Origin of the sequence: Candidatus Palauibacter sp. (assembly GCF_965208055.1) — a bacterium.
Classification (GTDB): domain Bacteria; phylum Gemmatimonadota; class Gemmatimonadetes; order Palauibacterales; family Palauibacteraceae; genus Palauibacter.
This window is the reverse complement of the sequence record NZ_CBDBNY010000004.1, coordinates 1,657,634-1,682,760: the sequence shown is the minus strand read 5'-3', so window position 1 is coordinate 1,682,760 and position 25,127 is coordinate 1,657,634. Positions and strand designations below refer to the sequence as shown.

The following is a 25,127-nucleotide window of genomic DNA, read 5'->3' as shown; positions in this document are numbered from 1 at the left end:
CGCCTTGTCGCAAAAGCAGGGAAAGACCGCACCCGCAGCAGCGCGTGCCGCCTTGCTCGCGAGTCTCGGACTCGGGCTGCTCGCGCTTCCCGCCGCGGCGCAGGAGACTCGCCCGCGGCTGTTGGGACTTCTTCTGACCGAAGGCAGCGGCGCACCCGTGGAAGGCGCGCACATCAGGCTCGTCGACCCGGACGAACTCGTCCTGGCGGAAGACATTTCGGACCCCCGTGGCGGGTTCAGCCTGCCCATGCCGCCGGCGGGCGTGTATCGCCTCCTTGTGGCCCGAATCGGCTATGAATCGTGGGCTTCCGACACTCTCCACGTCGACTGGTCAGGGGAGTCCCGGACGCTGCGACTGGACATCCCCGTGGAGCCGATTCCGCTCCCGGAACTGTTGGTCTCGGAAGAGAACGTCTGTCCGACCACCCCTGAGTTGCGCGCGCGAGCCTTCGCGCTCTACGAGTCGGTTCTCCCGATCCTCGCCACGGTGTCACACACCGCGGATCTCGGCGCTCTGCGGATGCGAATCGTTCGACCGGTCAAGTATTACTACGCCCAGGGCACGTACCGATTCCGGCCCGTTCCTGCGGCAGCACCTGGAGCCGGCGCTACGATTGCGCGTGCAGTCCGTCCGTCCTTCCAGCCGCCTCCGGTTTTTCCCGATTGAGATAGACGAATCGCAGTTCGGCGGCGATCTGTACTTTGAACGGATAAGCCGTGATCGCTGGCTGATCCGCGAGTGGCGGATTCGACGGCCCGATCTTCGTCATCGAAGCTATTTTGCGGCGGGTTCGGCGGGAAGAATCCGGCCCTTCGCCGTTCCGCTGGCGTTCAGCGGGGAGGTGCTGGCGCTCATCCCGCCGTAGACGCAGGCGGTCCACTCTCGCCGCGCGGGCCGCGTTGCGCGGGGCGGTAGGGGCTGACCAAGTTGGGGACCCCTGTCACCGATCCTCGACCCTGCGAGTTGCCATGCGTATCGGCCGCGCTCCCCTTCTCGTCCTGTCAGTCGGCCTCACCATCGGCTGCGAGCCCGGTGACGGCATGCCCGGCGTCTCCGGCGAGCCGGGGCTGCTCGAGTCGGCCTCGGCCCGATCCGTGACGCCGGTGCTCGCCGAAGAGCCGCCGCCCCCGTTCGGCGGGTATCCCGGCGTGCGGCACGGCGGCAACTACATGCACAACTACTACCTGCCGCCGGCGCCCGGGACGACGCCCTGGTTCCCCTCCTGGTCGCCCGATGGGTCAGCGATCGCGGTGGGGATGGCCGGCTCCGTCTGGGAAGTGGACGTGGAGACGGGCGACGCCACCGAACTCACGCGCGGGGGCACGTATCACTCGGCCCCCTCCTATTCCCCCGATGGCCGCTGGATCGTGTACACGGCGGACTACGGCGGCGAACGGGTCCAGCTCGAGATGCTGGATACGGAGACCGGCGAGACGCGGGCGCTGACGGACGACAGCTTCGTGTACGCGGACCCGGTGTTCTCCCCGGACGGGAGCCGCATCGCGTACGTGTCGAGCGCGCCGAACGGGTTCTTCAACGTCTACATCCGGGCGGTGGCGGACGGGGACTGGGCGGAACCCGAGATCGCCGTCAGCAGCGACAACAGCTACGGGAATAACCGGCTCTACTTCGGACCGATGGACATGCACCTGTCCCCCGCGTGGATGCCGGACGGAGAGGAACTCCTCCTCGTCTCGAACCGTGACGTCCCGCTGGGCTCGGGGAACGTGATCCGGGTGCCGGCGCGCGCGGACGGAATCCGGGAGGCGCGGACGGTGCTGCGGGAGCAGACGCTCTACCGCACCCGGCCGGACGTCTCGCTCGACGGTCGCCGCTTCGTGTACTCCTCAACTGCGGGGGCGGCGGACCAGTTCAACAACCTGTACGTGCAGCCGACCGAGGGCGGAGAACCGTACAAGCTCACCTTCTTCGAGCACGACGCCTTCCACCCGCGCTGGTCGCCCGACGGGGAGACGATCGCCTACATCACGAACGAGGACGGCCTCCCGCAACTCGAGTTGATCGAGACGTACGGCGGCGGGCGGCGGCGGATCGAGATCGGCGAGCGCGAGTACGCGGGTCCGACGGGCATGCTCTCGGTCACGGTGCGCACGGACGCGAGCGGGCGGGACCCGGTTGCCGCGCGCGTGACGCTGCTGGGGCCGGACGGGAAGTATCACGCCCCGCCTGACGAATACGCCCGCATCGGCCAGCGAGGACGCTATCCCGCCTTCCACACGGACGGAACGTTCACCGTCGCGCTCCCGCCGGGCGAAACGGACCTCACCATCGTGAAGGGCTTCGAGATCGAGCCCCAGCGCATGAAGGTGGCGATCGAGGCGGGGGAGACCATCGATCTCGCCGTCACCCTGCACCGGTTCGCGGATCTCTCGGCGGACGGGTGGCACAACGGCTCCACGCACGTCCACATGAACTACGCCGGGAACCTCCACAACACGCTCGAGAACCTGATGTTCATGTCCGCGGGGGAGGACCAGGACATCGTCAACGAGCAGGTGGCGAACAAGGACAACCGGATCCTCGACCACCAGTTCTTCGTGCCGGGCGGCGGCGCCCACCCGGTGTCCACCGAGGAGATGGTCGTCGTCGTGGGACAGGAGTACCGGCCGCCGTTCTACGGGCACGTGTTCATGTTCGGGATGCGCGACCACCTCATCTCGCCGTTCACGACGGGATACGAGGGGACGGGGATCGAGAGCCTCTATCCGTCGAACACGGACATGATGCGAAAGGCGCAGGAGCAGGGGGCGACGACGGGCTATGTCCACCCCTACTTCGGCGATGTGGACCCACTCACGTTCGGGCTGATGGGCGGGAAGGGGTTCATGGTCGACGCGGTGCTGGGCACGAGCGACGCGCTTGAGTGGTCCACGGCCGAGCGGGCCGGGTTCTTCCCGCTCTACGCGCTGTGGAGCAACGACGTCCGCGTGTGCGCGACCGGGGGAGAGGACTCGATCAGCAACCTGCACGCGACGCCGCTCCTGGGGGCGATGCGGACGTACGTGCGGACGCCGGACGGGCGTCTGACGGCGGACGGCTGGTTCGAGGGTCTGCGCGGCGCAGCTGCGTTCGTGACGAACGGGCCGCTCGTCGAACTCACGGTGAACGGCGAGATCCCGGGTTCCGTGGTGGAACTCGGGAGTGGCGCGACGAGCGTCGAAGTGGAGGCGAGCGTGCGGTCCATCGTGCCGCTCACCCGGGCCTGGCTCGTGCGCGACGGAGAGGACGTCCTCGACCTCGAACTCTCGGAGGACCGCAAGTCCGCCTCCTTCTCGGGGGACGTCGAAATCGACGACAGCGGCTGGATCCACCTGCGGGCGGAGGGAGAGCCGGAGGAACGCTTCCCGCTCGACGCGGCGTACCCCCAGGGGTTCACGAACCCGGTCTGGTTCACGGTCGGGGGCGAGGCGATCCGCGACGCGGCGGGGGCGCAGTACGGCCTAGACTGGATCGACGAACTGGAGCGGCAGGCGCGGGAGTGGCCGGGCTGGCGGTCGCAGGCCGAGCAGGACCACGTCTACGGCCAGTTCGAGGAAGCACGCGACGTGTACCGGCGCCTGTTGGCGGAAGCCGGTGCGGGCGGCGACTGAGCGCAGTACCGCAGGCTTGCCGGTGAGCGAAAGGCGCCCGTACCGGACCGAACTCACGCCGCTCGAGTTCCTGCGGCGGAGCGCGTTCGTGTACCCCGACAAGGCGGCCGTCGTGCACGGCGCGCGCAGCTACACCTACGCAGAGTTCGAGCTTCGCGTCCGGCGCTTGGCGGCGGGACTGCTCCGGGCCGGGGTCGAGCCGGGCGACCGCGTGGCCTTCCTGTCGCCGAACACGCCGCCCCTGCTGGAGGCGCACTATGGAGTGCCGGCCGCGGGCGGCGTCCTGGTCGCGATCAACACGCGGCTCGGGGCGGGCGAGATCGCCTACATCCTGGAGCACAGCGGCGCGCGCTACCTGTTCGTCGACCGGGCGCTCGAGAGACTCATCGACGAGGATGCGCTGCGCGGCACCGGGGTGTCGGTGGTGCGGATCGACGACAGCGGCGCGCCCGACGATCCCTACGAGGCGTTTCTCGCGTCGACCGCCGATGCCGCCTCCGGCGAGCCGCCCCCGCTCGCGGCCGGACCCGACGACGAGGAAGACCCGATCTCGATGAACTACACGTCGGGAACGACGGGCCGCCCCAAGGGCGTCGTGTACACGCACCGCGGCGCGTACCTGAACGCGATCGGCGAACTCATCGAGATGGAGATGACGCCGGACGCGGTCTATCTGTGGACGCTCCCGATGTTCCACTGCAACGGGTGGTGCTTCACCTGGGCGGTGACCGCGATCGCGGGCACCCACGTATGCCTGCGGGAAATCGATCCGGGCCGCATCTGGGAGTTGATCGAATCCGAGGGCGTGACCCACTACTGCGGGGCGCCGACCGTACAGATCATGCTCGTCAACGATCCCGCCGCCCGTCGCCTGGAGCACCCGGTGCGGACGATGATCGCGGGAGCGCCCCCCTCGCCGACGCTGCTCGAGCAGTTGCGGGCGTTGAACTTCGAGCCCGTCCACGCCTACGGGCTCACCGAGACGTACGGCCCCACCGCCACCTGCGCCTGGCACGCGGACTGGGACGACCGGGGGCCGGAAGATCAGGCCCGCCTGCTCGCCCGCCAGGGCCAGTCCTTCGTCGGCGCCGACCTCATGCGGGTCGTGGACGAAGAGGGCAGGGACGTGCCGCGCGACGGCGCGACCATGGGCGAGGTCGTGATGCGCGGGAACATCGTCATGAAGGGCTACTTCGCGCAGCCGGAGGCGACGGACGAAGCCTTCCGCGGGGGCTGGTTCCACTCCGGCGACCTCGCCGTGCGGCACCCCGACGGCTACGTCGAACTTCGGGACCGCGCCAAGGACATCATCATCTCGGGCGGCGAGAACATCTCCACCATCGAGGTGGAGCAGACGGTCGCCCGCCACCCCGCCGTGCTCGAATGTGCCGTGATCGCGATCCCGCACGACGAATGGGGCGAACGGCCGAAGGCGTTCGTCACGCTGAAGCCGGAAACCGACGCCGCGGAGCGGGAGATCATCGACTTCTGCCGCGACCGGATCGCCCACTTCAAGTGCCCCGACGCGATCGAGTTCGGCCCCCTCCCCAAGACCTCCACCGGCAAGGTCCGGAAGTACATCCTCCGCGACCGCGAATGGACCGGCCGCGAGAAGCGCATCAACTGACCCTACACCCGCACGGCCAGCCCGTCGTGGAGGGCGGTGCGGTAGGCCTTGAGCGCGGGCACGAAGCCCATCAGGAATCCGGCCATCACCACGGCGCCGAGGAAGAGCAGCTCGATGGGGCCGGGTGGCCGGATCGGGATGAAGAGTCCCACCTGCGCCTCGACAACAGACTGTCCGGCTGAGAGCAGCACATACACCAGCGCGAGTCCAGCGAGCGCCCCCGCCGCGGCAAGGCACACGGATTCGAGCACCAGCAGGGCCACGATCCGGTTCGGTCCGGCACCGACGGCGCGCAGGATCGCCATCTCGCGGCGGCGCTCGTTGAGCGACGTGTAGAGCGAGACCAGCATGCCCAGCAGTCCCACCAGCACGACGAAAATCGTCACCAGCCGGAGGCCGGTCTCGGCGGAGCCCAGGCCCTGCCACATCTCGTTCAGGGCGACTCCGGGGATCACGGCCATCATCGGTTCGCCCTCGAAGTCGTTGATCTCGCGCTGCAGCTGGAGTACGTCCCGGCGGTTGGTCGTGCCCACGAAGAACGAGGTCACCTGTGTGACTTCGACATCCTCGATCGAGACATCCTCCTCGTGGGCGTGGCCGTCGTCCGCGGGAGTTGCCTCCGCTTCCTCGTGAGCGTGCTCGTCGTCCGATGGCGGCGGCGCACCGTCCTCCCAGTGGATGGCCTCCATGCCTTCGAGGGTCACGTAGATGGCGCGGTCAACGGGGGTGAACGTCCTGGCGAGGACGCCCACGACCGTGAAGGGCATGTGGTCGTGGTTCAGGAAGCCCACCTCGCCGAGCCCGTGCGTCACCGCAATCTCGTCGCCGAGCGCGTAGTTCAACTCGACCGCCACGTCCGCGCCCAGGGTCACGTCGAACAGGTCCGCGTTCGCCCGTCCCTCCGCCAGCGCGATTTCCTGACCTCCGCGGTAGCGGTAGTGGCGATAGAAGTCCTCGTTCGTGCCGATGACCCGGAATCCTCTGTGGCTGTCCCCGAGGCTGTAGGGGACGGTCCACTCGACCGCGGGGTGCTCCGCCCATTGCGTGTAGGCCTCCCAGGAAACGTTCTCCGTCGGCGCTCCCATGCCGAAGACCGAATACAGCAGCAGCTGAATCGTGCCGCCCTTGGTACCGACGATCAGGTCGGTCTGGCTGATCGTGTTGGAGAAGCTCTCCCGCATGCCCACGCGCACGTTCTCGACGCCGATCAGGAGGGCGACGCTGAGGGCGATGGAGCCCACCGTGAGCGAGGTGCTGAAGGCGCGATTGCGGAGCGACTTGAGCGCGAGGTCCAGGACCAGCATCAGAGTACCGCCTTGTTGATGTCGGGGAGCGAGATCGTGCGGGAGAACATGCCCTCCAGGGTGCGGTCGTGGCTCACGAACACCAGCGTGGCGCCGGCGCGCTCGCACTCCTGGAAGAGCAGTTCGAGGAAGGCCTCCCGGCGGTCGAAGTCGAGGGAGGAGGTCGGTTCATCGGCGATGATGAGCTCCGGAGCCCCGATGAGCGCCCGGCAGGCGGCCACCCGCTGCTGCTGGCCCACCGAGAGTTCCGTCACGGGCTTCTTCAGCAGGTCGCCGATGTGGAGATGGTCGGCCAGCAGTGCGGCGGTCTCCTTCACTCCCGCGCCGTCCAGCCGGGCCCGGCGTCCCGCGTCCATGCGCGCGGGGAGCGCGATGTTGTCGAGTACGGACAGGTAGGGGATGAGGTTGAACATCTGGAAGACATAGCCGATGTGCTCCGCCCGGAAGGCGTCCCGCTGTCGGCCCGGGAGTGAGGCGAGGTCCTTGCCGAGCACCCTGACCTCGCCCTCTTCGGCTTCCAGGACCCCCGCCAGCACGCCGAGCAGCGTCGTCTTGCCGCTGCCGCTGGGGCCGAACAGGAACGCGCGCGTCCCCCGCTCGAGCGTCAACTCGGGGATGTCCAGCACCCACGGGCCGCCACCGTAGCGGAAGCGCAGGCTTCGGATGTCGATCGCGAGGTTCATTTGTTGGCGTCTCCGTGCGGAGCGTGGCTCCAAAAAAAGCGCGCCCCCGGCTTGGCGGGAGCGCGCTCAATGCATGCAGGTGGCCGCATCCCGGATCAGGGCTCGTACGGATAGACCCGCTGGCCGGTGAGGGTGAAGCCGACGTAGCCGTACACGCTCTCGGTCATCTCGATCTCGAGCACGCCCTCGACCCACACCGGGTTCCACCCGTCCAGCTTCGCCCGCTGGCCGTCCTCCATCTCGATGTAGACGAGCTGGTTGGGCGGGGGAGGCGGCGTGTGGATGCAGGCGCCCACATAGGGCACGAGGAGGAATTCCGTCGCCGAGGACGCCCAGTCTTCGAGCGGTACCGTGAATCCGGGGATCTTGACGAGTTGGCCCGCGAGAGCCGCCAACTCCTCGCCCGGCTCGCCGGTGCGGTAGTCGAGGCTGGCCAGGAGGCGCCAGCCCACCTCGGTAGGTTCGTCGTCCGATGCCACCGCCGGTGCGTCGGCCGGGGGCTCCGTGACGGCCTCCGGGAGGCCGCCTGCGCCGGTAAGGGTCGCCACGAGCAGCATGGCGGCGCCCGTGGAGAGAAGCCTGCGGCTTGCGTCGATCATCGAATCACTCCGGTTGCGAAAGTCCTCAGTTCGATCCCGGGGGGGTCGCCCGGTCGTCCTCGGAAGCCGGCCGCGCGAGCGTCGGATACTTGATCCCCAACTGATCAAGATACGTGTTGAAGCGCGTCTCGTCATAGTAGAACGGCTCGAGGAGCGGACGGAACGTGTCCATGATCTCCCGGTTGAGATCGATCGGGGGCGGATCGTCCGGGCCGATGAAGGGGATGTACTCCACTCCCGCGGTCTGCTCCTCGCGGAAGTAGGTCCAAGCCTCCTCGACCAGCTCCGGCTGGGCGAAGAGCTGGAGCGCGGTGCGGGCTATGACGCGCGCACCGGCGACCGCGCCCTTGTGCGCGATGGGGGTGGCCATCGCCATGGCGCTCGACCAGTGGTGACCCGGCAGCCCCGGCACGTTCGAGGGGAAGCGCATGGTCACCGTAGGCACGTTCCACGAGATGTCTCCGATGTCGTCGGATCCGCCGCTCTGGCGCGGCCCCGGCTCACCCAGGGGCGAGAGGGCGACCGGCATCCCCGACGGGACGCTTCCCACCGCTTCCTGCACCGCGCTCGCGAAGTCGTGGTCGTCGTCGGTCCACTCCGGAAGCCCGACCTCCTCGATGTGTTCGTGCATCGTTTCGGCCACGACTCTGTTGAAGTGTCGCGGCCAGGCGGCTCCGATGATCCGGTACGACATCTCGGTGTCGGTCATCAGGGCTGCCCCTTCGGCGATGCGGATGGCCGTGTCGAAGTTGCGCTTGATGTCCTCGTAGTCCATTTCGCGGATGAAGTACCATACCGAAGCGCTCGGCGGCACGACGTTCGGCTGATCGCCGCCGTCGCTGATCACGTAGTGAGAGCGCTGATCGGGCCGCAAGTGCTCGCGCCGGAAGTTCCAGGCAACGTTCATCAGCTCGACCGCGTCGAGCGCGCTGCGGCCCCGCCAGGGAGCGCCCGCGCCGTGGGCCGCCTCGCCCTCGAAGGTGAACTCCACGGAGACGAGCCCGGTGCCCCGCCCCTGGCCCCAGCTCACCGACAGGTTGCTGCTCACGTGCGTGAAGAGGGTGATGTCGATGTCCTCGAGATAGCCGTCCCGCACGTACCAGGCCTTGGAGGCCAACTGCTCCTCGGCGACGCCGGGCCAGAGCACGAGCGTGCCCTCGATGCCCTCCGCCTCCATCACGTCCTTGAGCGCGAGCGCGGCGACCACGTTCACGGCCTGCCCGGAGTTGTGGCCTTCGCCGTGGCCGGGCGCGCCCGGAATCAGGGGGTCGTGGTAGGCGACGCCGGGCTTCTGGTTGGCCTTCGGGATGCCGTCGATGTCGGACCCGAACGAGATGACCGGCTCGCCGCTGCCCCAGCGCGCGAACCAGGCGGTCGGGATGCCCACGGGCGCGTACTCGACGGTGAAGCCGTTCTCCTCCAGGATCCCGGTGATGTAGGCCGAGGTCTCGACCTCCTGCTGCCCCAGTTCGGAGAAGGAGAAGATCTTGTCGACCATGACCTGGGCCAGCTTGGCGCGCTCGAGCACGCCCGCTTCCACACGGGCGACGAGGGGTTCCAGTTCATCGTCGGAGAGGCCCTGCGCCGCCAGGACGGCGGGCGTGCCGAGCAGGGCGACCAGCCCTGCTGCCAATGTTTGCTTACGCATTCGCTTATGCATTGAGGCACCGGGAAGAAGGAACCGAAAGGCCGGATAACCCGGAAGCATAAGCACGGGCGACCCGCGTCGGAAAGTAGCGACCCGGACCTGCAAACCCGCCGTGACGTTCCGGGTCGCGGGAACGTCGGGGAACCCTCCCCCCACTTGACGTGTACGACACCGTGTCGCATACTACGACAAGATGTCGTTGTATCCTGCAGCGGAGACCATTGCCGATGACGGTACCGAAGCTTGCGAACGCCGAACTCGCGGTCATGGAACGGCTGTGGCGGAAAGGCGCTCAAACGGCGCGCCTGCTGCGCGAGCACCTTTACCCGGACGCCGCCAACTCCATGCACGGAACGATCCAGCGGCTGCTGCAACGGCTGGAGGACAAGGGCTTCGTCCACCGCGACCGCGACCGCGCGGCCCACCTCTTCACGCCGCGCATCAGCCGCGAGGCCTACGCCGCCGGCCGCCTCGAAGCACTCGCCGATCAGGTCACGGGCGGCTCGTTCGTGCCGATGATCACGCACCTGGTGGCGGAACGAAGACTCTCCGACGCCGACATGGCACGCCTGCGCCGCCTGCTGGAGGAGAGATGACGGACTTCGCCCTGCAGATCGCCGGCACCAAGCTCGCGATCTCGATCGTCCTCGGCGCCGCGGTGTGGCTCGCCGCGCGGGGCAACGAGCGGCCGCAGCTGAGCCATGCGCTCTGCCTCACGCTGCTCGCCACTCTCCTCCTCCCGCCGCTGATCGCCTTGCCGGTGCTGACCCCGGTTGTCCCGGCTCAAGGCCCCGCCGAAGAGGTGACGTTCAGCGTGATCCAGTCGGCTGTCCCCCCCGGAGAGCAGGTAGCGAGGGGGGTTACGCTGTATGGAGGCTTCGGACTCGTCCTCGCCTGGATCCTGGGTGTGGCGGCGATGGTCGGGTGGACCGTGGCTCGGGCGCGGGGGTTCCGCAGCTCGATGAGACGTGCGTCGCGCGGCGCCAGCCCCGACCTCCAGCGGATGGCGCGTGACATCGGACCGACGCTCGGCTTGAAGAAGGTGCCGATGATCGAAACGACGGCCGCGGTCGTCTCGCCCATGGTCTACTGGAGCGGTGGTACCGCCCGTGTTCTCATCCCCTCTGCCCTCATCGAAGGGATGGAGCGGTCTCAGTTGCGCTGGATTCTCGCGCATGAACTGGCTCACGTCCGGAGGAGGGACCACTGGGTGCGCTGGCTGGAGTGGCTGGCGTGCACCGTCTTCTGGTGGAACCCGATCGCATGGTGGGCGAGGCGACGACTCCGTGCCGCGGAGGAGATCTGCTGCGACGCGCTGGCCGTGCGCGCCCTCGGCTGCACGCCGCGCGCCTACGCCCAGGCTCTCCTGGGGGCCATAGACCTGGTGCGCACGGAGCGGACGCCTCCTCTGTCCGCGTTCGCGAGTGCCGCCGACTCCGGCCACCGGACGCGCCTGCTCGAGGGAAGATTTCGAATGATCATCACGCGCCAGCCCGCGACGACGCTACCCCCGCTGCTTCGTCTGGGTCTGTGCTCCGGCCTCGTCGTGCTCCTGACTCTCGGTCTCGTCTACTGCAGCGAGCCGAGCTCGCCGACTGCGGTCGAGGTTCCCCCTTTGGAGAAGGCCCTCGGTGATCCAGCCACGACCGACGATGGCGCCGACGGAGGGTTCGGACGGGGGCTCGTCTACGATCCCGATGCGGGCCGTCTTGAGTGGAGCCGGTCCTCGGACCTTGTAATCCGGGCTGAAGAGATCAGTTGGACCAACGAGACGATTCGGAGCGCAGGCGTCGAGGACGCGCCCCGCTCTCGTCTGGCGGTGGTGGTCGACTACGACGATGAAGCAGAAGGGCCGCTGTCGGAGAACAACGGCTTTCGGGCTCTGGCCGCCGAACGGGCCGAGGGGGTTCCCGACTCCGGGGTTCTGATCATCCAGCGCACTGAACAGAGCGGCTGGAGGTTCCTGGACAGGGTGCCCGAGACATCTGCGGGTCCATACTACATCACGAGCTTCGGGCCGAGGCCCCCGGCGCGTGAGCGTTAAGCGTGCCAGCCGGACCCGGCTCAGCTCGCGGGACCGCGAGATAGCCCGGATGGGCATCTCGCCCTGCAGATCGCAGTCCACGGTGATCGCTCTCGGCCTCGTGACCCTCGCCCTCGCAGCAGCTACGGTCGCAGCTGCCCAAGAGGTGGTCGACCTGTCCGCACGGGACCAGTGGTTGGAACCCGATTTCGCACATGTCTTCCGCGTCGGCGTTCCTATCGGCGAGGAATGGGAGATGTTCGCGAACATCTCCAAGGTGGCCTTCGATGCTGAAGGCAACCTCTACGTGTTCGATTCCGGAGGGTCGCGTGCGGACCTGCGGATCGTGGTCTTTGACTCCACGGGCGAGTTCCGGTGGCACTTCGGCTCCGCAGGTGAAGGACCGGGCGAATTCAGAAGCCCCGCGACCTACGCGGTGTTGCGCGACGGAACCACGATCGTGGCCGATTTGGGGCACCGGGCCTACCACCTCTTCAACGCTTCGGGTCAGTTCTTGCGCATGGTGCGTGGCGGGATGGGGACGCCGCGCGCCGGTGAGAGTGGAGACGCCGTCGCGAGCGTTGGTCTGGCCGTCCTCCCGGAAATACACGTGGATCCGCGCGGCGGGGCGGTCTATTCGATGGAAGGGCGGACGTGGCTCCTATCGAGCCTGGGCGGTTTGGCGTGGCCATCCGGCTACCGCCCGATCGACCGACACGACATCGGGGGCGAGGAGGTCCGGGCCGAAACGCTGGTGCGGGCCTGGCGGCCCGAGCGTGAGCCGAGAGAGGATGACCTCGCGGCGAACCTCCCGAGAATTGCGAGTCCGGACGGTCAGTCGACGAGTATGGCGGATGTCCTGCGCGGCCAGCCCCGCCCCCTCGTTTTCGAACCGGAGCTGCTCATGGGTGTGCTCCCGACCGGCGACATTGTCTACTCCGACTCTTCGACATATGCGCTCAACGTCACGGCCCGGGACGACGGCGCGCTGCTCAGGACGATCACCCGGCCGTTTCGCCCCGAACGCGTTTCGCCGGGGATCGAAGCGGAATTCAACCGAAAGAGAGAGGAGACGCTGCGCGGGAGCGCCGCGACGAGTGGGGGTTCGTACTCCTTTTCGCTCGGAGAGGCCCGCTTCTATTCCGAAATCCCGGTGATTCAGGCGCTCTCCGCCACCTGGGAGGGACGGATCTGGGTCATGCGGCGAGGCGGCGAGCCACTGGAAGACGGCCCCATCGACGTGTTGACAGCAGCTGGCGAGTACGTTGGCACCTATCGGATCGGTGCGACCAGGATGCCCGACGCCTTCGGCCCGAATGGGCTGGCCGCCTTTATCGAGTTCGACGAGTTCGAAGTGGCGAGCGTCGTAGTGCGAAGACTGCCGGCCGCAGTGAGGTGAGTCCCGATGCGCTGCGAGCCTGAACCGAAGACGTTCCCCGCGGACCGCCTTGCTGAATCTCGTAAACAACTTATTATGAACAACTTACAATTTTGATGGCCGCCATGTACCCCTCCCCATTTTTTCCGCCGACACGAAGCGGATTGCCTTGGCTCTCCCAAGCCGTGGACGGACCCCGAAACGGAACGGCAAACATGCGGGGCAGCAACCTGTCCGGGCGTGCCTGTAGCGCCGAGTGATAAGGTGGAGGAAGAGTACGGCGCTACCTTAGGTCACCGGCAGGTGCCCGTGTCAACGGTGGCCGAAAATGTGACACATGCGGCGGGTGAAAAAGTGATACCCGGCCGGAGGGGACGAGCCTCAAGGTGACGTCTCAGCCTCCGTGGTCGAGGGGTTGTTGTTGCGGAGGGTGTTGAATACACGGCCGCATGAAGCATCTCGGGGCGCCAGCCGCAACCCGGTCCCCGAGAGATCAATCTCCAGCGGTGCGCTCCGTAGCGAGTGTCTAACGGTCTCCGGGCACAGCGAGCCGCTTACCCGACCGCGTCGTCGGTGTAGACGGTCGCGCTCGGCGTCACGCGGTCCTTGACGAAGCCCCGGAGCGCGGGACCGTCGGTGCTCTCAACCACCTCGGTCGATACGCGATTCGTGGCACGGTCTCGGGAGGCCGGGGTCGGCGGTCTTGCCGCGGTCTCGCCCCCGAGGCCTCAGCCGCCGCGAGACGTGCTTGTTCCGCACTTACCGCCGAACGTAGGTCTCGTCGACCTCGACCGGGCTGAGGAACAGCTCCCGCTGTTCGGCCCATGTCTCTCGGATCCGGTTTGCGAAGTGCGGTGTCGTCCCGGCGTCACGCCGAGAGTCTGGCAGACACCGCAGTACAACGACTTTCGGTCGCTAAACGACGCGGCTGGCCCTGCGCTCCTCCGATTCCGAGCGGTCGAACATGACCATGATCCCGTCGTACTCGCCGCGGTCGAGCCCTCCCTCCTCCCACTTGGCGTGAACCTCCTGTCGTCGGCGCTCGTGCCAGTCGTGGGACTCGGCGTCCATGAACTTGAGCCTGCGCGCAGAACAGCGGATGTGCCGCGCTGGCGCGACACGATGAGTATCCATTCGAGCCACCCCCTTTTCGGTGATCGAGTTGGCACACGGGCATGGCCTCCGACGAGGGCGAAGTTCCTCAGGAGGCCTTTCTCTCACGGGTGAAGATATGCAGGTGCCGTTTGCGCGGTAGGAGACTAGTGTCATGTCACACATCAAACGTCGGATAGAGACGCTTGAGCTTGACACGTGCGTCGTCGGTGGTGAACTGCCAGTCGACCTTGGCTCGGATTCGGTCTCTGGCCGCCTGCCAGGCGGCGACTTCGGCGCGCAGGGTGTCGATGGAGTCGATGCGTCGGTGGAGGCACTGGCGGATCATGACGTTGAGTTCGACCTTGGCGACGTTCAGCCAACTGCCGTGCTTGGGGGTGTGGACGAACTCGAAGCGATCCCAAAGCGCCTTGGCCTCGGCGGGTTCGAAGGTTTCGTAGAGCGCGCCGGGGCGGTGAGTGTTCAGGTTGTCCATCACCAGCGTGATCCGGGTGGCGTCGGGGTACTGCGCGGCGATGTCGCGCGGGAAGCGGGCCCAGTCCGTCTTCGTTCTGCGCTCGGTCACCTTGGTCCGGCGCCGGCCGGCCAGCGGTTCGGTGGCCATGAACACGTTGCGGGTGCCGAGGCGCCGGTACTCGTAGTCTTCGCGGGCCGGCCGTCCCGGCGCCGGCGGGACGGGCGTGCGCGTCTCGCCGATCAGCTGGCGCGGCGTCTCGTCCATGCACACCACCGGGAAGTCCGCATCGTACGTACGCCGGTAGACGTCGAGCACCCGCTCCATCCCCGCCGCGAAGTCGGCGTTGCGCCGCGGCGGGATCACCCAGCCGACGCGCCGCCAGGGTTTGATGGCGTTTTTTTTAGCACGCGCCGCACCGTCTCGTGCGAGACGCTGTCGATGTAGCCGAGCTCCACCGCGCGGTCCGCCAACAGGCGCAGCGACCACTGCGCGCGCCCCTCGGGCGGATCGCCGCAGCTGAGCGCGACCAGCCGCGCCTCGAATTCGCCGTCCGCCTTGCGAAGATATTTCGCGCGACGACCCTGCCGGGCCCCAAGCGCCGCTTCCAGACCGTCCTCGACAAACCGCTTCCTGACCCGGTCCACCCTGCGCGCGCTGATCCGCAACACCCCGGCGATCTCCCCGCCGGTCGCGCGCCGCTTGTTGAACTCCCCCTCGTCGCAATTGAGCAGAACCAGCGCGTTGACCACCTTCCGCGAACGGTGCGACCCCTTGCGCGTGATCGCCTCCAGCGCCTCGCGCTCCCCCGCTTCCAACTCCACCAGATACCGTTTCATGCCAGCCTCCCCGCCATCGTGGACCGGCGGGAAACCTGTCACCATCCATGCGACATATCACATGTGACATGACACTAGTCCCGACCAGCCACCGCCTCCGCCGGCAGGATGCCGCGCTGCCGGGCACGTTGCACGGCGTCGAGCCTGCCGCGAGCCCCGAGTTTCGCGAAGATGCGGCGCACGCGGTAGCGCACGCCGTCGTAGGAGAGTCCCAGGGTGCGGGCGATGTCCTTGTCTTGCCAGTGCTCGAGACGCGCCAGCACTTCGAGTTCGCCCTCGGTCAGCGCCTGCTCCGGCGCGGCTGCCCCCGCATCCCGGCACAGGGCGTTGCGCAACGCCCCGGCCGCGGCAGCGACGGCCGCATCGGCCCCGGCGGCGAACCCGGCATCGTCGAGCAGCGCGAGGGCAAGTTCGCGGTCGCGTGCGAGCGGCCGGGCGTAGTCCGCTTCGGCGAACAACCGCAGATAATCCGCCAGATGGGCCGCCGCGCGGTCGGAGCCCCCGGCTCGTTGCTCCAGCACCATTGCAACCGCCAGTCCCCGCATTCGGGTCCGCACCAGCGCGTGTTCGGAAGCGACCGCCAGCAGCGCGTCGGCGAACTCGCGGGCCGCATCGAACTCGCCGCGGACGACGAGGAGCCGAAGCCGCGCGCACGCCAGCATCTCCATCTCCCGCCAGCTCTGGCCCGCGAGATCCAGGCACTCGGCCCGGCGCTCGGGCAGACAATCGAACCGCCACGCGCGCGCCGCCTCGTCCGCCTCGCCGCCATCGAGCAGCACCGAGACCCGTAGCGCCGACAGGAACCGCGCCAACTGCGGCCGCTCGGTCGTGCGCGCGTACTCGCGGGCGTTCTCCACCAGCCTGAGCGCGTCCTCCGGGCCGCCGGCCAGCAGCGCCGTCTCCGTCCTCACGCCAATGTCCGCCGCGTAGACGTCGAGCCAGGCGCCGCACTGGCCGAGCAACCGCGGCGACACCCGCGGCCGGTTCGACCGCGCCGCGCCCGCCGTGCGTTCGAACTCGAGTTCGAACGCCAGCACGTCGCCCAGCATCACCGCGCCCGCGTCGCGCAGATGGTTCGCGCGCGCGGCCCGAAGCGCACGGTCGTAGTACTCCCGGGCCTGACGGGTGCGGCCCCTCGCCATCGCCACCAACCCCGCCTGGAGGTCCACATGGGCCTGGTAGGGCGAGGCCCGTCCCAGCGCCGCCCGTGCGCGCCCCGCCCATTCGACTGCCGCGTCGAACGCCGTCATCTGGTTGTGGGCGAGGCACATCCCGAGGCTGAACATGCCGCGCACCAGCGAGTCGGTGTCGGCCGCGCTCGCCAGGACTTCCCCCTCCGCCATGCCCGCCATGATCGTGTCGTCGTACCACATGCAGCCCAACGTGCAGAGCAGGCCCTGAATGAAGATGTGGTCGGTCCGCAGCGCCCGGTCGTCGCCACCCTCCCGGTCCCGCGTGTAGCCGGCCGTTTTCTCGGCAGTCGCCCCGTACAGCCGTCTCGCCTCCTCGATGTCGCCCGACGCCGCGAGCACCCCGCAGCGCACCAGCGCCAGGCGCGGGTGGTCGGACACGACTGCCTGGGTCAGCATCCCGTCGAGCGCGCGCAGGACTTCGAGCCCCTGCTCGAACCACAGCCGGACGCCGCCGGTGCCCTCGGCGATCCGGCCGAGCAGCGCCGCGTCGGCCGCCTCCGCCGCGTGGCGCAGCGCCTCGATGGACCGGCCGCGGCGCGCGAGCGCCTTGGCGATCCCTCGGTGGATGGCCCGGAACCGCTCCGGCTCCTCCTCGAACCGCCGCTGCTCGCAGTGGCGCTTGATCAGGGGATGCAGCCGCATCGTCGACCCGCGGCCCGTAGTCGACAACAGCCCCGCCAATGCGCCCATCGACGCGATCCGCCGCCCCGCGTTCCGCGCATCGGTCACCTCGTCGATCAGGCTCGTCTCCAGCCGGTCGAAAAGCGCGATGTCCAGCACGAAGTCGCGGTCTTCGGCGGAAAGGCCGCGCCACAGCCGCGTCTCGATCCACCCGGCGATCGCGTCGCGGCCGCCCGTGGCGTCCGGCACCCCGCGCCGGGCGGCGTCGCGGTGGATGCGAAGCGCAAGGGGCCAGCCCGCCGAGTCGCGGGCCACCGCGGCGAGCCTGCGCCGCGAGAGGCTCCCGCCGAAGAACCGCGAGATGTCGGACTTCGAGAAGCGCAGGTCCTCCGCGATCACCGTCACCCCCCGCCCCTCGAGCGGGTACATGTCGACCGCGAGCCCGGGCGGCCGTTCCCGGAACGCCATCCCCACGTGCAGGTGCGGCGGGGCGCGTCGCACCAGCCTGTTGATCAGCCCGACGGCCTCGGGGCTCCGCAGCCGTTCCACTTCGTCGAGCGCGAGCACGCACGGCGCGCCGTGCTGCTCCAGCGCCCGGATCAGCAGGCCGATCCGGTACTCGGCCCGGCTGTCCGCTTCCGGATCCGGTGCCCGGGCCGGGGAGGCGCCGCCGCGCTCCCCGGCCGGATCGAAGGTCGCGACGCCGGCCCGCTCGAAGGCCAGGGCGAGGAGCCTCGCCACCGACTCCGCCCCGTCCTCCTCGTCGAGCGAGAGCCACGCGGCGGCTAGGAGCCTGCGCCGCAGGAGCGCGGCGGAAGCGATCGGATGCCGCCCGCGGGGTCCCGCGAGCCGAAGTATCGGTCGTTTTCCGGGCGGGAACGCGTTGTTGGCGGGGAGACGGCCCGGCGGGCGGCGTTCGGGCGGGGTCGCGGACCCCTTCTTGTGCCCCGGGGAACGCCCGACACGGGTTTCCGGCCCCTCACGCGGCCCGAAGGATGTGGAGGCGCCGCACGTTGAGCGCCAGACACACGAGATCCCACTCGCCGCGCACGTTCTCCAGGCCCCTCATGCTGAACCGCCGGAACCCCATCGCCTCCTTGATCCACCCGATGGGAGCCTCCGCGATCCACTTGCGCTTCGCGTACACCGCCCGGCCCTCCGGAGTCTTCAGCCTCTTCGCCATGCGCGCCCTCGCCGGGCACGTCTCCGGGTCGGGCTCCGCGGCCGCCCCGCCCTCCCGGCCCAGCGCCACGTAGCCGTCGATCCCCCGCGCATCCAGAGCCGCCAGGTCCTCCTCGTTCGAGTAGCCCGCGTCGGCCAGCACCTCGCCCGGCGTCTCCCCCAACCGCCCGGACACCTCGTCAACCCGTTCCACCAACTGCCCCTGGTCGCTCGCGTTGTCGGTCACCTCCGCCCCCAACACCAGCTGGCTCTCGCCGTCGACCACCGCCTGCGCGTTGTAGCACTGCTGGTAGCCCTCCGTGCTCGTCCGCATGATCCGGCTCTCCGGATCCGTGAAGTTCGTCTGCGAGTCCGCCTCCGGCTCCCCGTAGTCCAGCTTGTACGGACTCCCCCCCTTCGGGTTGCGATCCCACTCCGGCTCCCGGCCCCGCGCGTCGTCGCGCTCGCGGGCCTCCGCCTCCAGACGAGCCTGCGCCGCCCGGATCGCCGCCAGCCGGTCCTCCCGCCGCTTCAACTCCTTCGGCAGCTCGTCGCCCCGAACGTCCTCCCCGTGCCGCTCGTCCTCCTCCGCGTCGGCCGCCTCCGCACGCGCCAGCAACTCCGCGATCTCCGCCTCCAGGCGCGCCTCCTCCGGACCCATCCGCCCGTAGCTCATCGCCTTCCGCTTGCTCGCGTTCGCCCGAACCTTCGTCCCGTCCACCGCCACCCGGCCCAACCCCGCCAGACCCAGTTCCCGCGCCAGAAGCACCACCTCCGCGAACAACGCACCGAACGCCTTCAGGTTCCTCTTCCGGAACTCGCACAGCGTCCGGTGCGCCGGAAAGTTCCCCGCCGCCAGCATCCTGAGCGGCACGTCCTCCTCCAGCTTCCGCGCCAGCTTCCGAGACGAAAACACCCCCGTCGCGTACCCGTACACCAGCACCTTCACCATCATCCGCGGATCGTACGGACTCCGCCGCCGCCCGTCCCCCTCGTAACGCGCGTAGAAAGCCGACAGGTCCGCCGCGTCCACCAGATCGCTCACATGATGCGCCAAGTGCCCCGCCGGCACCCACTCACGAAGATCCTGAGGCAGCAGCAACTGCTGGTCCGGATCGTACGGACGGAACCTCGTCCTCATCCTCTCCGGATCGTACGGTAGAGACCTCGCACTCATCGCCAACTCCCCGCGCCGAACGTGAACCCGTCACAGCACGGCATCACCATAGCCAGCCGAACCGCGCCGCACCATCGGCTTCTACGGCGCAAGCTCCTAGGCCCCGCTTGCGCAGAGCCCGGCAGCGGCGGGCAAGCAGGGCCGTCTTGCCGAACCCGCCGGGGGCGTGCAGCACCGTCACGCGGTGGCCCGTGAGGGCGCACCGGTCCTCCACTTCCGCGCGCCGGACGTAGCCCTCGACGGGATCGGGCACCTCCACCTTGTGCCGCACCAGCCACGGGGCGTCCGGAGACGGGTCCGCAACCCGCGCCTCCGCCTCCGCTTCGCTGCCTGTCCGCGTGTGTTCCTCGTTGCTCGTCATGGCTCCATTCGCATCGGGGTTCGGGCCTTGCAATGCCTCGCAACATACGATCGCGTGCCCGATTCCCAATCCCGGGGCCTGATCCGCCGCGTCCCCTTCATTGCCCGCGGTCCCGGCGCTCCGCGATGAGAGGGCGGGCGTGATGCCAAGTTCCTGGTCTCCGTAAGCGTCTACCATGATGGTAGTTACCAGTGTCATGACGACTACCTGCGAGTCGATAATCCCACCGTTGACGCGCCCTCCGGAGCCGCGCACCCTGGTTCCGATTGGGGACACCGCGTCCACTGCTCCCCGCAGGTGAGCCTACGGGCGAAGGATCTTCCCGCATGCGCCCACACAGACGGAACCATCGATGAGACCACGGACTTGCAGCGAGAACACGGTGATCGGATGTGGTGCCCGGCGTGATCGGGGTCCGGGCGACTGGTGGCGGTTGCGGACGAAAGGGCGAGTTGCCGCCGCGCTCGCCTGCGCCCTGGCGTTCGACGCACCCCGGCTGAATCCGGCATTTTCGGGGAAGCCCGCAGCACCGTGAGAGTGGTGGTGGTAGGTGCGGGGGCCGCCGGACTCTCTGCCGCGTGGGCGCTGCGCAAACGCGGCGTCGATTTCACGGTGCTGGAGGCGGCCGGCCATGCCGGTGGGCGCATCGCCGTTGAGGAAGTGGAGGGATGCCGGATCGACACCGGGGCGCAGGTGTTCACGGCGGCGTACGACACCGCACTCCGGCTTTGTCGCGAACTCGATGTCCCGGTTCGCGCGGTCAGTCGCCGCGCGGGGATCTGGAGCCGGGGTGGATTCCGCGTATTCGACCGGCATGACAAATGGAGGAGCCTGAGGACGTTGCTCTCCTTGAAGGCGCTCCCGCCCAAGAGCCTGTGGCAGCTCATCCGACTCGAACGGAAGCTCCGCCGCCATGCTGCCGACCTGAGCTTCGGCGACCCCTCGCGGGCGTTGGCGCATGACGCCGACGCGAGCATCGCCGATTGGATCCGAAGCAATGCCGGCCTCGAGTCGCTCGAGGGGCTGGCGGGCACGAGCATCCGAGCCATGACCCTTGGCGAACCCGAAGACGTGGGCACCGCCTACGGAATGGCTCTGCTCTGGGGATTCACCTTCGAGTCCGCCGACATGCTTACTCCCGAACAGGGGATGGGACAGCTTACCCAAGCCCTGGTAGACGCCGCTGCCGACCGGATCCGCCTTTCCGCGAAGGCCGAGCGTATCGTCATCCGGGACGGCGCTGCGGTCGGCGTACAGACCGATGCCGGCGTCGTCGCCGCCGACGGGGTCATCTGCGCTACGCCCGCCACCGAGGCGCGCCGCCTGCTGCCGGATCTGCCGGCGGACATCGACTGCGCGCTCGGGCGGGTGACCTACTCGTCCAACTGCCGCGTGGTATTCGGCGTCAATCGGCCGACGTTGCCCGATGGGTGCTACTTCGTCGCCCTGCCACGCCGCGAGGAGTCGTTCGTCGTGAGCTACAGCGACGCTGCCGTCAAGTCTCCGCAGGTGGCACCGTCCGGGGGGTTGATCCACGCCGAGTCCGCAAGCGGTCGAGCCGAGTCCCTCTCGCGCCTTGCGGATGCGGATGTTCGCCAACGCTTTCTGGACGAGATCCGCCGATACTCGCCAGACATGCCGGAGCCGCGGTTCGCACGAGTATATCACTGGAAGGAGGCCGTGTGCCTCATGCCCGGCGGTGCTTTGACCGCAATCGCCCGGGCACGCAGGAGGCTGCGGGAGCAGGTTCGGGGACTGGCTCTCGCGGGCGACTACATGCATATGCCTTCGGTTAACGGTGCCGCCGCCAGCGGCATTGCGGCGGTGGACGACTTGGTGGGAGCCGTTTCGTCAACTTGACCCCGCAGTGCAGCGCGCGCGCCAACGACCCCTTCACACGTTGCTTGAAGCGTTGACCAGGGGGCCATGATTTCTGCCTTGCCTCCGAAGACTTCCGACTCCGGCCCGCCTTTGACTCACACGAAGGCTGCGCGTTTCAGCACCTCCACCCATCGTAGTGGTGCCGAGGGCGCAATCGGGTTCCCCAAGTGAGCGAGCACGATGGGCTGCCCGCGCGCGCGGGACGTGGCCCAATCGGGTACATGGCGCGCAACCGCGTCGCCGCCAACCTCGTGATGGCGTTCATCCTTTTGGCGGGGTTCGCCGCGCTTGCGAGGCTGCCCCAGGAGTTCGTCCCCGAGGTATCGATGGACAGGGTGTCCGTCTCGGTCTCCTATCCCGGCGCGACGCCGGCGGAGGTGGAACAGTCCATCGTTGTGAAAATCGAGGAAGCTGTTGAGGGAATCGACGGACTGAAGCGGGTTCGGGCGACGGCCGTCGAGGGCCGCGGGTTGCTCGTGGCGGAAGTCGAGCGGGGCCAGGATGCACGGCGCTTCCTCGACGACCTCAAGGCCCGGATCGACAGAATTCAGACGTTTCCCGCTGGCACCGAGCGCCCGGAGGTCGCCGAGGTGACCAACCGGCAGAGCGTCATTCGCATCGTGCTCTACGGCGATGTGCCCGAGAGGACCCTCAAGGAGCTTGCCTACCGCGCCGAGGACGGGCTCTCCGCGCTGCCCGAGATCTCCTTTGTGGAGACGACCGGCGTTCGCGACTACGAAATCTCGATCGAAGTGCCGCTCCAGCGGTTGCGCGCACTCGGCCTCACCCTCCGTGACATCTCGAGCGCCGTGCGAAGCAACTCGATGGTCCTGTCGGCGGGAAGCATCGACACTCGGGACGAAGAGGTCCGGATACGCACGACCGGGCAGAAGTACACACAGCAGGACTTCGAGGAGCTTATCGTGCTGAGCCGAGCGGACGGCACGGTCGTGCGGCTGGGCGATATCGCACAGGTGCGAGACGGATTCCGGGACGTGAACCTCTTCGGCCGCTACGGGGGGCAGCCCGCAGCCTACGTCGAGGTCTTCCGGACCGCCGACGAGAAGGTGCTGAGGATCGTGGACGCCGTGGAGCGCCACCTCGAGGACGAGGTGATCCCTTCACTTCCGGCGGGCGTGCGTCTCGACATTTGGAACAACGACGGCGACACCGTCAGGTCGCGTCTGCGACTCCTGGTCGAGAACGGGCTTCTGGGGTTGGCGCTGGTCCTCCTCGCCTTGGCCCTCTTCCTGGAGTTGCGGCTGGCGTTCTGGGTCGCGGTCGGAATCGGCGTGTCCTTCGTGGGCACCTTTGCGGTCATGGCCGTCCTCGGCGTGTCCATCAACCAGCTGTCGCTCTTCGGCTTCATTCTCGCCATCGGAATCGTGGTCGACGATGCGATCGTTGTCGGAGAAAACATCTACGCCGAACGGGACGGGGGGGTGGGGGTCGCCGCATCCATACGCGGCGCGCGCGGAATCATGAGACCCGTGGTCTTCGGGGTCCTCACCACGGTGGCCGCCTTCTGTCCGCTCTTCTTCGTTCCGAGCATTCTCGGAAGGTTGTTCGGGGAAATCCCCATCATCGTCATCTCGGTTCTTCTGTTCTCGCTGCTCGAGTCCCTGCTGATTCTGCCGAACCACCTCTCGCACATCCGTGATTCCGCCGCGTCCCGTGTGACGCACCTCGCCGCGCGGGTCCGCGTCGGCGTTGACGCCGCGCTCGGCCGGTTTGTCGAGGGTCCGCTCGACAGGAGCCTGCGGTTCGCCACGCGCCGGCCCGCACTGGTGATCGCGACCGGGGTGGCCATGGTGATCCTCAGTGTCGCCGTCGTTCCCGCCGGGATCATGAAGCTCGACTTGCTGCCTTCGCTGGAAGGGGACCTCGTGACAGCCAGCCTGGAGATGCCCGAAGGCACTCCAGCGCATCGAACCTCCCGCGTGGTCCTGGATCTGGAGGCGGCGGGACGCCGCGCGCTCAACCGGCTCGCATCCGGCCGGGGCCAAGACTCCGGGTCCATCCTTTCGGCAGTGAACACGACAATCGGTCTGCCGGCCCGCCAGACGGGGCTCGGCGGCGCGGCCACCGAGGAGACCAATCCGCAGGCCAACATCGCGGCGGTCGAGTTCAAACTCGTGAGCGCCGACCAGCGCGACATCTCCGCGACCGAGCTTCAGGACGCATGGCGCGAAGAGGCCGGCTCCTTGCCGGGTGCGAAGTCCCTTGCAATCTCGGCGGAGGTCTTCAGCCTCGGTTCCCCGGTCCACGTCGAACTGTCGCACCCGGATCCGGACCGGCTGACCGCGCTCGCCGACACCCTGATGGCGCGGCTCAGGGGGTTCGCCGGGGTCGCCGATGTCCAAGTCGACGAGAGCCGGGGACTCACGGAGATCCAGTTCGACCTGCTACCCGAAGCGCGGACCTTGGAGCTCACGCTCGAGGACCTGGCCCGGCAGGTTCGCTCCGCCTTCTTCGGGGACGAAGCGCTCCGCGTGCAGCGCGGTCGTGAGGATGTCCGCGTCTACGTGCGCCTGCCCGAGGATGAGCGCAACGCGATCACCGACGTGGAGAGGTATCTTGTATCGACCCCGGCCGGTGGCTGGGTCCCGCTCAGTCGCGTGGCGTCCCTGCGGCTCGCCAAGTCGCCCACCACCATCCGGCGCAAGGACGGCCAGCGCGTCCTCACCGTCACCGCAGACGTGAGCGGCGGAGACGTCACCGGCGACGAAGTTACGAACCTTCTGGAACGCTCGGTGCTGCCGCGGCTGGCCCGCCGCAACCCGGGACTCGGCTACTCCTTCGGAGGCGAACGGCAGGAACAAGTCGAATCCCTGGGCGCGCTCGGGGGCGGCTTCGCCCTCGCCCTGCTGGCGATCTATGCGCTCCTGGCGATCCCCTTTGGCTCCTACACGAAGCCGCTGATCATCATGGCGGCCATTCCGTTCGGGATCATCGGCGCCGTGGTGGGCCATCTCGTGCTGGGGCTCGACATCTCGTTCCTCTCGCTGTTCGGCGTCGTTGGGCTAAGCGGCGTGGTCGTCAACGATTCGCTCGTCATGATCGACTTCATCAACGAACGCCTGCGCCAGGGCATGCCGGGCCGGGAAGCCATCGTCGCGGCCGCCAAGGCGCGCTTCCGTCCGATCTTCCTCACCTCGCTCACCACCTTTCTCGGCGTGGCCCCGCTCATGTTCGAACGGAGCCTGCAGGCGCAGTATCTCATCCCGCCCGCAGCCTCGCTGGGGTTCGGGATCGTGGTCGGGACGGCTATTCTGATGATGATCGTGCCAGCGCTCGCGACGGTACATCACCGGTTGGTGACATGAGCGCCGGTGAGATCCTCAAGTGACCATCATATCGGTAGTTACCAGTAATGATTCCGACTACTGGCTTACCGAAGCCCCGCCGTTGACGCGCCCTCGGAAGTCGTACATTCTCGACCCACGATTGGGG

General features: G+C 68.3%; 17 protein-coding genes. 8 read left to right on the top strand and 9 right to left on the bottom strand.

What is annotated here, in order from left to right; all coding sequences use genetic code 11:
• Positions 1 to 4 precede the first annotated feature (4 nt).
• The 3 genes from ACOGXI_RS07540 to ACOGXI_RS07530 all read left to right on the top strand — a co-directional run bounded on the left by ACOGXI_RS07540 (position 5) and on the right by ACOGXI_RS07530 (position 5,239).
• Complete coding sequence (locus tag ACOGXI_RS07540; RefSeq protein ID WP_419938255.1) at positions 5 to 667, top strand: carboxypeptidase-like regulatory domain-containing protein; 663 nt, start codon at positions 5 to 7, stop codon at positions 665 to 667.
• 302 nt (positions 668 to 969) lie between these two features.
• Positions 970 to 3,612, top strand: a complete 2,643-nt coding sequence (locus ACOGXI_RS07535; RefSeq protein WP_419938254.1) for a CehA/McbA family metallohydrolase — start codon at positions 970 to 972, stop codon at positions 3,610 to 3,612.
• 22 nt (positions 3,613 to 3,634) lie between these two features.
• Positions 3,635 to 5,239, top strand: a complete 1,605-nt coding sequence (locus ACOGXI_RS07530) for an acyl--CoA ligase family protein (RefSeq protein ID WP_419938253.1) — start codon at positions 3,635 to 3,637, stop codon at positions 5,237 to 5,239.
• Positions 5,240 to 5,241: 2 nt separating this feature from the next.
• Here the strand turns inward: ACOGXI_RS07530 and ACOGXI_RS07525 are convergent, their stop codons facing one another.
• The 4 genes from ACOGXI_RS07525 to ACOGXI_RS07510 form a co-directional block, all read right to left on the bottom strand.
• The gene (locus ACOGXI_RS07525) at positions 5,242 to 6,543 is read right to left on the bottom strand and encodes an ABC transporter permease (protein WP_419938252.1); all 1,302 of its coding nucleotides are present in this window, start codon (positions 6,541 to 6,543) and stop codon (positions 5,242 to 5,244) included.
• The gene (locus tag ACOGXI_RS07520; RefSeq protein WP_419938251.1) at positions 6,543 to 7,226 is read right to left on the bottom strand and encodes an ABC transporter ATP-binding protein; all 684 of its coding nucleotides are present in this window, start codon (positions 7,224 to 7,226) and stop codon (positions 6,543 to 6,545) included. The genes ACOGXI_RS07525 and ACOGXI_RS07520 overlap by 1 nt, the downstream gene beginning before the upstream one ends.
• A 95-nt stretch (positions 7,227 to 7,321) precedes the next feature.
• Entirely contained in the window at positions 7,322 to 7,825 is a 504-nt protein-coding gene (locus tag ACOGXI_RS07515) for a DUF3299 domain-containing protein (protein ID WP_419938250.1), read from the bottom strand.
• 25 nt (positions 7,826 to 7,850) lie between these two features.
• Positions 7,851 to 9,473, bottom strand: a complete 1,623-nt coding sequence (locus ACOGXI_RS07510; protein ID WP_419938249.1) for an amidohydrolase — start codon at positions 9,471 to 9,473, stop codon at positions 7,851 to 7,853.
• A 227-nt stretch (positions 9,474 to 9,700) separates the two neighbouring features.
• Between ACOGXI_RS07510 and ACOGXI_RS07505 the strand changes: the two genes are divergently transcribed.
• The 3 genes from ACOGXI_RS07505 to ACOGXI_RS07495 are packed head-to-tail and all read left to right on the top strand — an operon-like array spanning position 9,701 to position 12,895.
• Positions 9,701 to 10,069 (top strand): BlaI/MecI/CopY family transcriptional regulator, encoded by a 369-nt coding sequence (locus tag ACOGXI_RS07505; protein ID WP_419938248.1) that lies wholly within the window; start codon positions 9,701 to 9,703, stop codon positions 10,067 to 10,069.
• Positions 10,066 to 11,517, top strand: a complete 1,452-nt coding sequence (locus ACOGXI_RS07500) for a M56 family metallopeptidase (RefSeq protein WP_419938247.1) — start codon at positions 10,066 to 10,068, stop codon at positions 11,515 to 11,517. Before ACOGXI_RS07505 ends, ACOGXI_RS07500 begins: the two co-directional genes overlap by 4 nt.
• Positions 11,518 to 11,566: 49 nt before the next feature.
• Positions 11,567 to 12,895, top strand: coding sequence for a 6-bladed beta-propeller (locus ACOGXI_RS07495; protein WP_419938246.1), 1,329 nt, complete (start codon positions 11,567 to 11,569; stop codon positions 12,893 to 12,895).
• A gap of 894 nt (positions 12,896 to 13,789) precedes the next feature.
• On the opposite strand, the gene ACOGXI_RS07490 is transcribed toward ACOGXI_RS07495, so the two are convergent.
• The 5 genes from ACOGXI_RS07490 to ACOGXI_RS07470 form a co-directional block, all read right to left on the bottom strand.
• Positions 13,790 to 13,945, bottom strand: coding sequence for a hypothetical protein (locus tag ACOGXI_RS07490; RefSeq protein WP_419938245.1), 156 nt, complete (start codon positions 13,943 to 13,945; stop codon positions 13,790 to 13,792).
• Positions 13,946 to 14,144: 199 nt separating this feature from the next.
• Positions 14,145 to 15,280, bottom strand: a protein-coding gene (locus tag ACOGXI_RS07485; RefSeq protein WP_419938244.1) for an IS630 family transposase whose coding sequence is annotated in 2 segments (ribosomal slippage) — positions 14,145 to 14,848 and positions 14,848 to 15,280 — 1,137 coding nt in all. Because the reading frame shifts where the segments join, the coding sequence is not laid out codon by codon here.
• Positions 15,281 to 15,354: 74 nt separating this feature from the next.
• Complete coding sequence (locus tag ACOGXI_RS07480; protein ID WP_419938243.1) at positions 15,355 to 17,835, bottom strand: hypothetical protein; 2,481 nt, start codon at positions 17,833 to 17,835, stop codon at positions 15,355 to 15,357.
• A 238-nt stretch (positions 17,836 to 18,073) separates the two neighbouring features.
• Complete coding sequence (locus tag ACOGXI_RS07475; RefSeq protein ID WP_419937292.1) at positions 18,074 to 19,396, bottom strand: IS1182 family transposase; 1,323 nt, start codon at positions 19,394 to 19,396, stop codon at positions 18,074 to 18,076.
• A gap of 79 nt (positions 19,397 to 19,475) precedes the next feature.
• Entirely contained in the window at positions 19,476 to 19,793 is a 318-nt protein-coding gene (locus ACOGXI_RS07470; protein ID WP_419938242.1) for a hypothetical protein, read from the bottom strand.
• Positions 19,794 to 20,324: 531 nt separating this feature from the next.
• On the opposite strand from ACOGXI_RS07470, the gene ACOGXI_RS07465 reads away from it, so the two are divergent.
• The gene (locus ACOGXI_RS07465) at positions 20,325 to 21,653 is read left to right on the top strand and encodes a protoporphyrinogen/coproporphyrinogen oxidase (protein ID WP_419938241.1); all 1,329 of its coding nucleotides are present in this window, start codon (positions 20,325 to 20,327) and stop codon (positions 21,651 to 21,653) included.
• Between the two features lie 188 nt (positions 21,654 to 21,841).
• Positions 21,842 to 25,000 (top strand): efflux RND transporter permease subunit, encoded by a 3,159-nt coding sequence (locus ACOGXI_RS07460; RefSeq protein WP_419938240.1) that lies wholly within the window; start codon positions 21,842 to 21,844, stop codon positions 24,998 to 25,000.
• The last annotated feature ends 127 nt before the right edge of the window (positions 25,001 to 25,127 follow it).

What these genes read in the sequence shown, in the direction of transcription:
- ACOGXI_RS07535 (WP_419938254.1), top strand. Translation starts at nt 970, where the DNA reads ATGCGTATCGGCCGCGCTCCCCTTCTCGTCCTGTCAGTCGGCCTCACC.
- ACOGXI_RS07510 (WP_419938249.1), bottom strand. Translation starts at nt 9,473, where the DNA reads ATGCGTAAGCAAACATTGGCAGCAGGGCTGGTCGCCCTGCTCGGCACG.
- ACOGXI_RS07495 (WP_419938246.1), top strand. Translation starts at nt 11,567, where the DNA reads ATGGGCATCTCGCCCTGCAGATCGCAGTCCACGGTGATCGCTCTCGGC.
- ACOGXI_RS07525 (WP_419938252.1), bottom strand. Translation starts at nt 6,543, where the DNA reads ATGCTGGTCCTGGACCTCGCGCTCAAGTCGCTCCGCAATCGCGCCTTC.
- ACOGXI_RS07515 (WP_419938250.1), bottom strand. Translation starts at nt 7,825, where the DNA reads ATGATCGACGCAAGCCGCAGGCTTCTCTCCACGGGCGCCGCCATGCTG.
- ACOGXI_RS07470 (WP_419938242.1), bottom strand. Translation starts at nt 19,793, where the DNA reads ATGACGAGCAACGAGGAACACACGCGGACAGGCAGCGAAGCGGAGGCG.
- ACOGXI_RS07505 (WP_419938248.1), top strand. Translation starts at nt 9,701, where the DNA reads ATGACGGTACCGAAGCTTGCGAACGCCGAACTCGCGGTCATGGAACGG.
- ACOGXI_RS07490 (WP_419938245.1), bottom strand. Translation starts at nt 13,945, where the DNA reads ATGGACGCCGAGTCCCACGACTGGCACGAGCGCCGACGACAGGAGGTT.
- ACOGXI_RS07520 (WP_419938251.1), bottom strand. Translation starts at nt 7,226, where the DNA reads ATGAACCTCGCGATCGACATCCGAAGCCTGCGCTTCCGCTACGGTGGC.
- ACOGXI_RS07500 (WP_419938247.1), top strand. Translation starts at nt 10,066, where the DNA reads ATGACGGACTTCGCCCTGCAGATCGCCGGCACCAAGCTCGCGATCTCG.
- ACOGXI_RS07475 (WP_419937292.1), bottom strand. Translation starts at nt 19,396, where the DNA reads ATGAGGACGAGGTTCCGTCCGTACGATCCGGACCAGCAGTTGCTGCTG.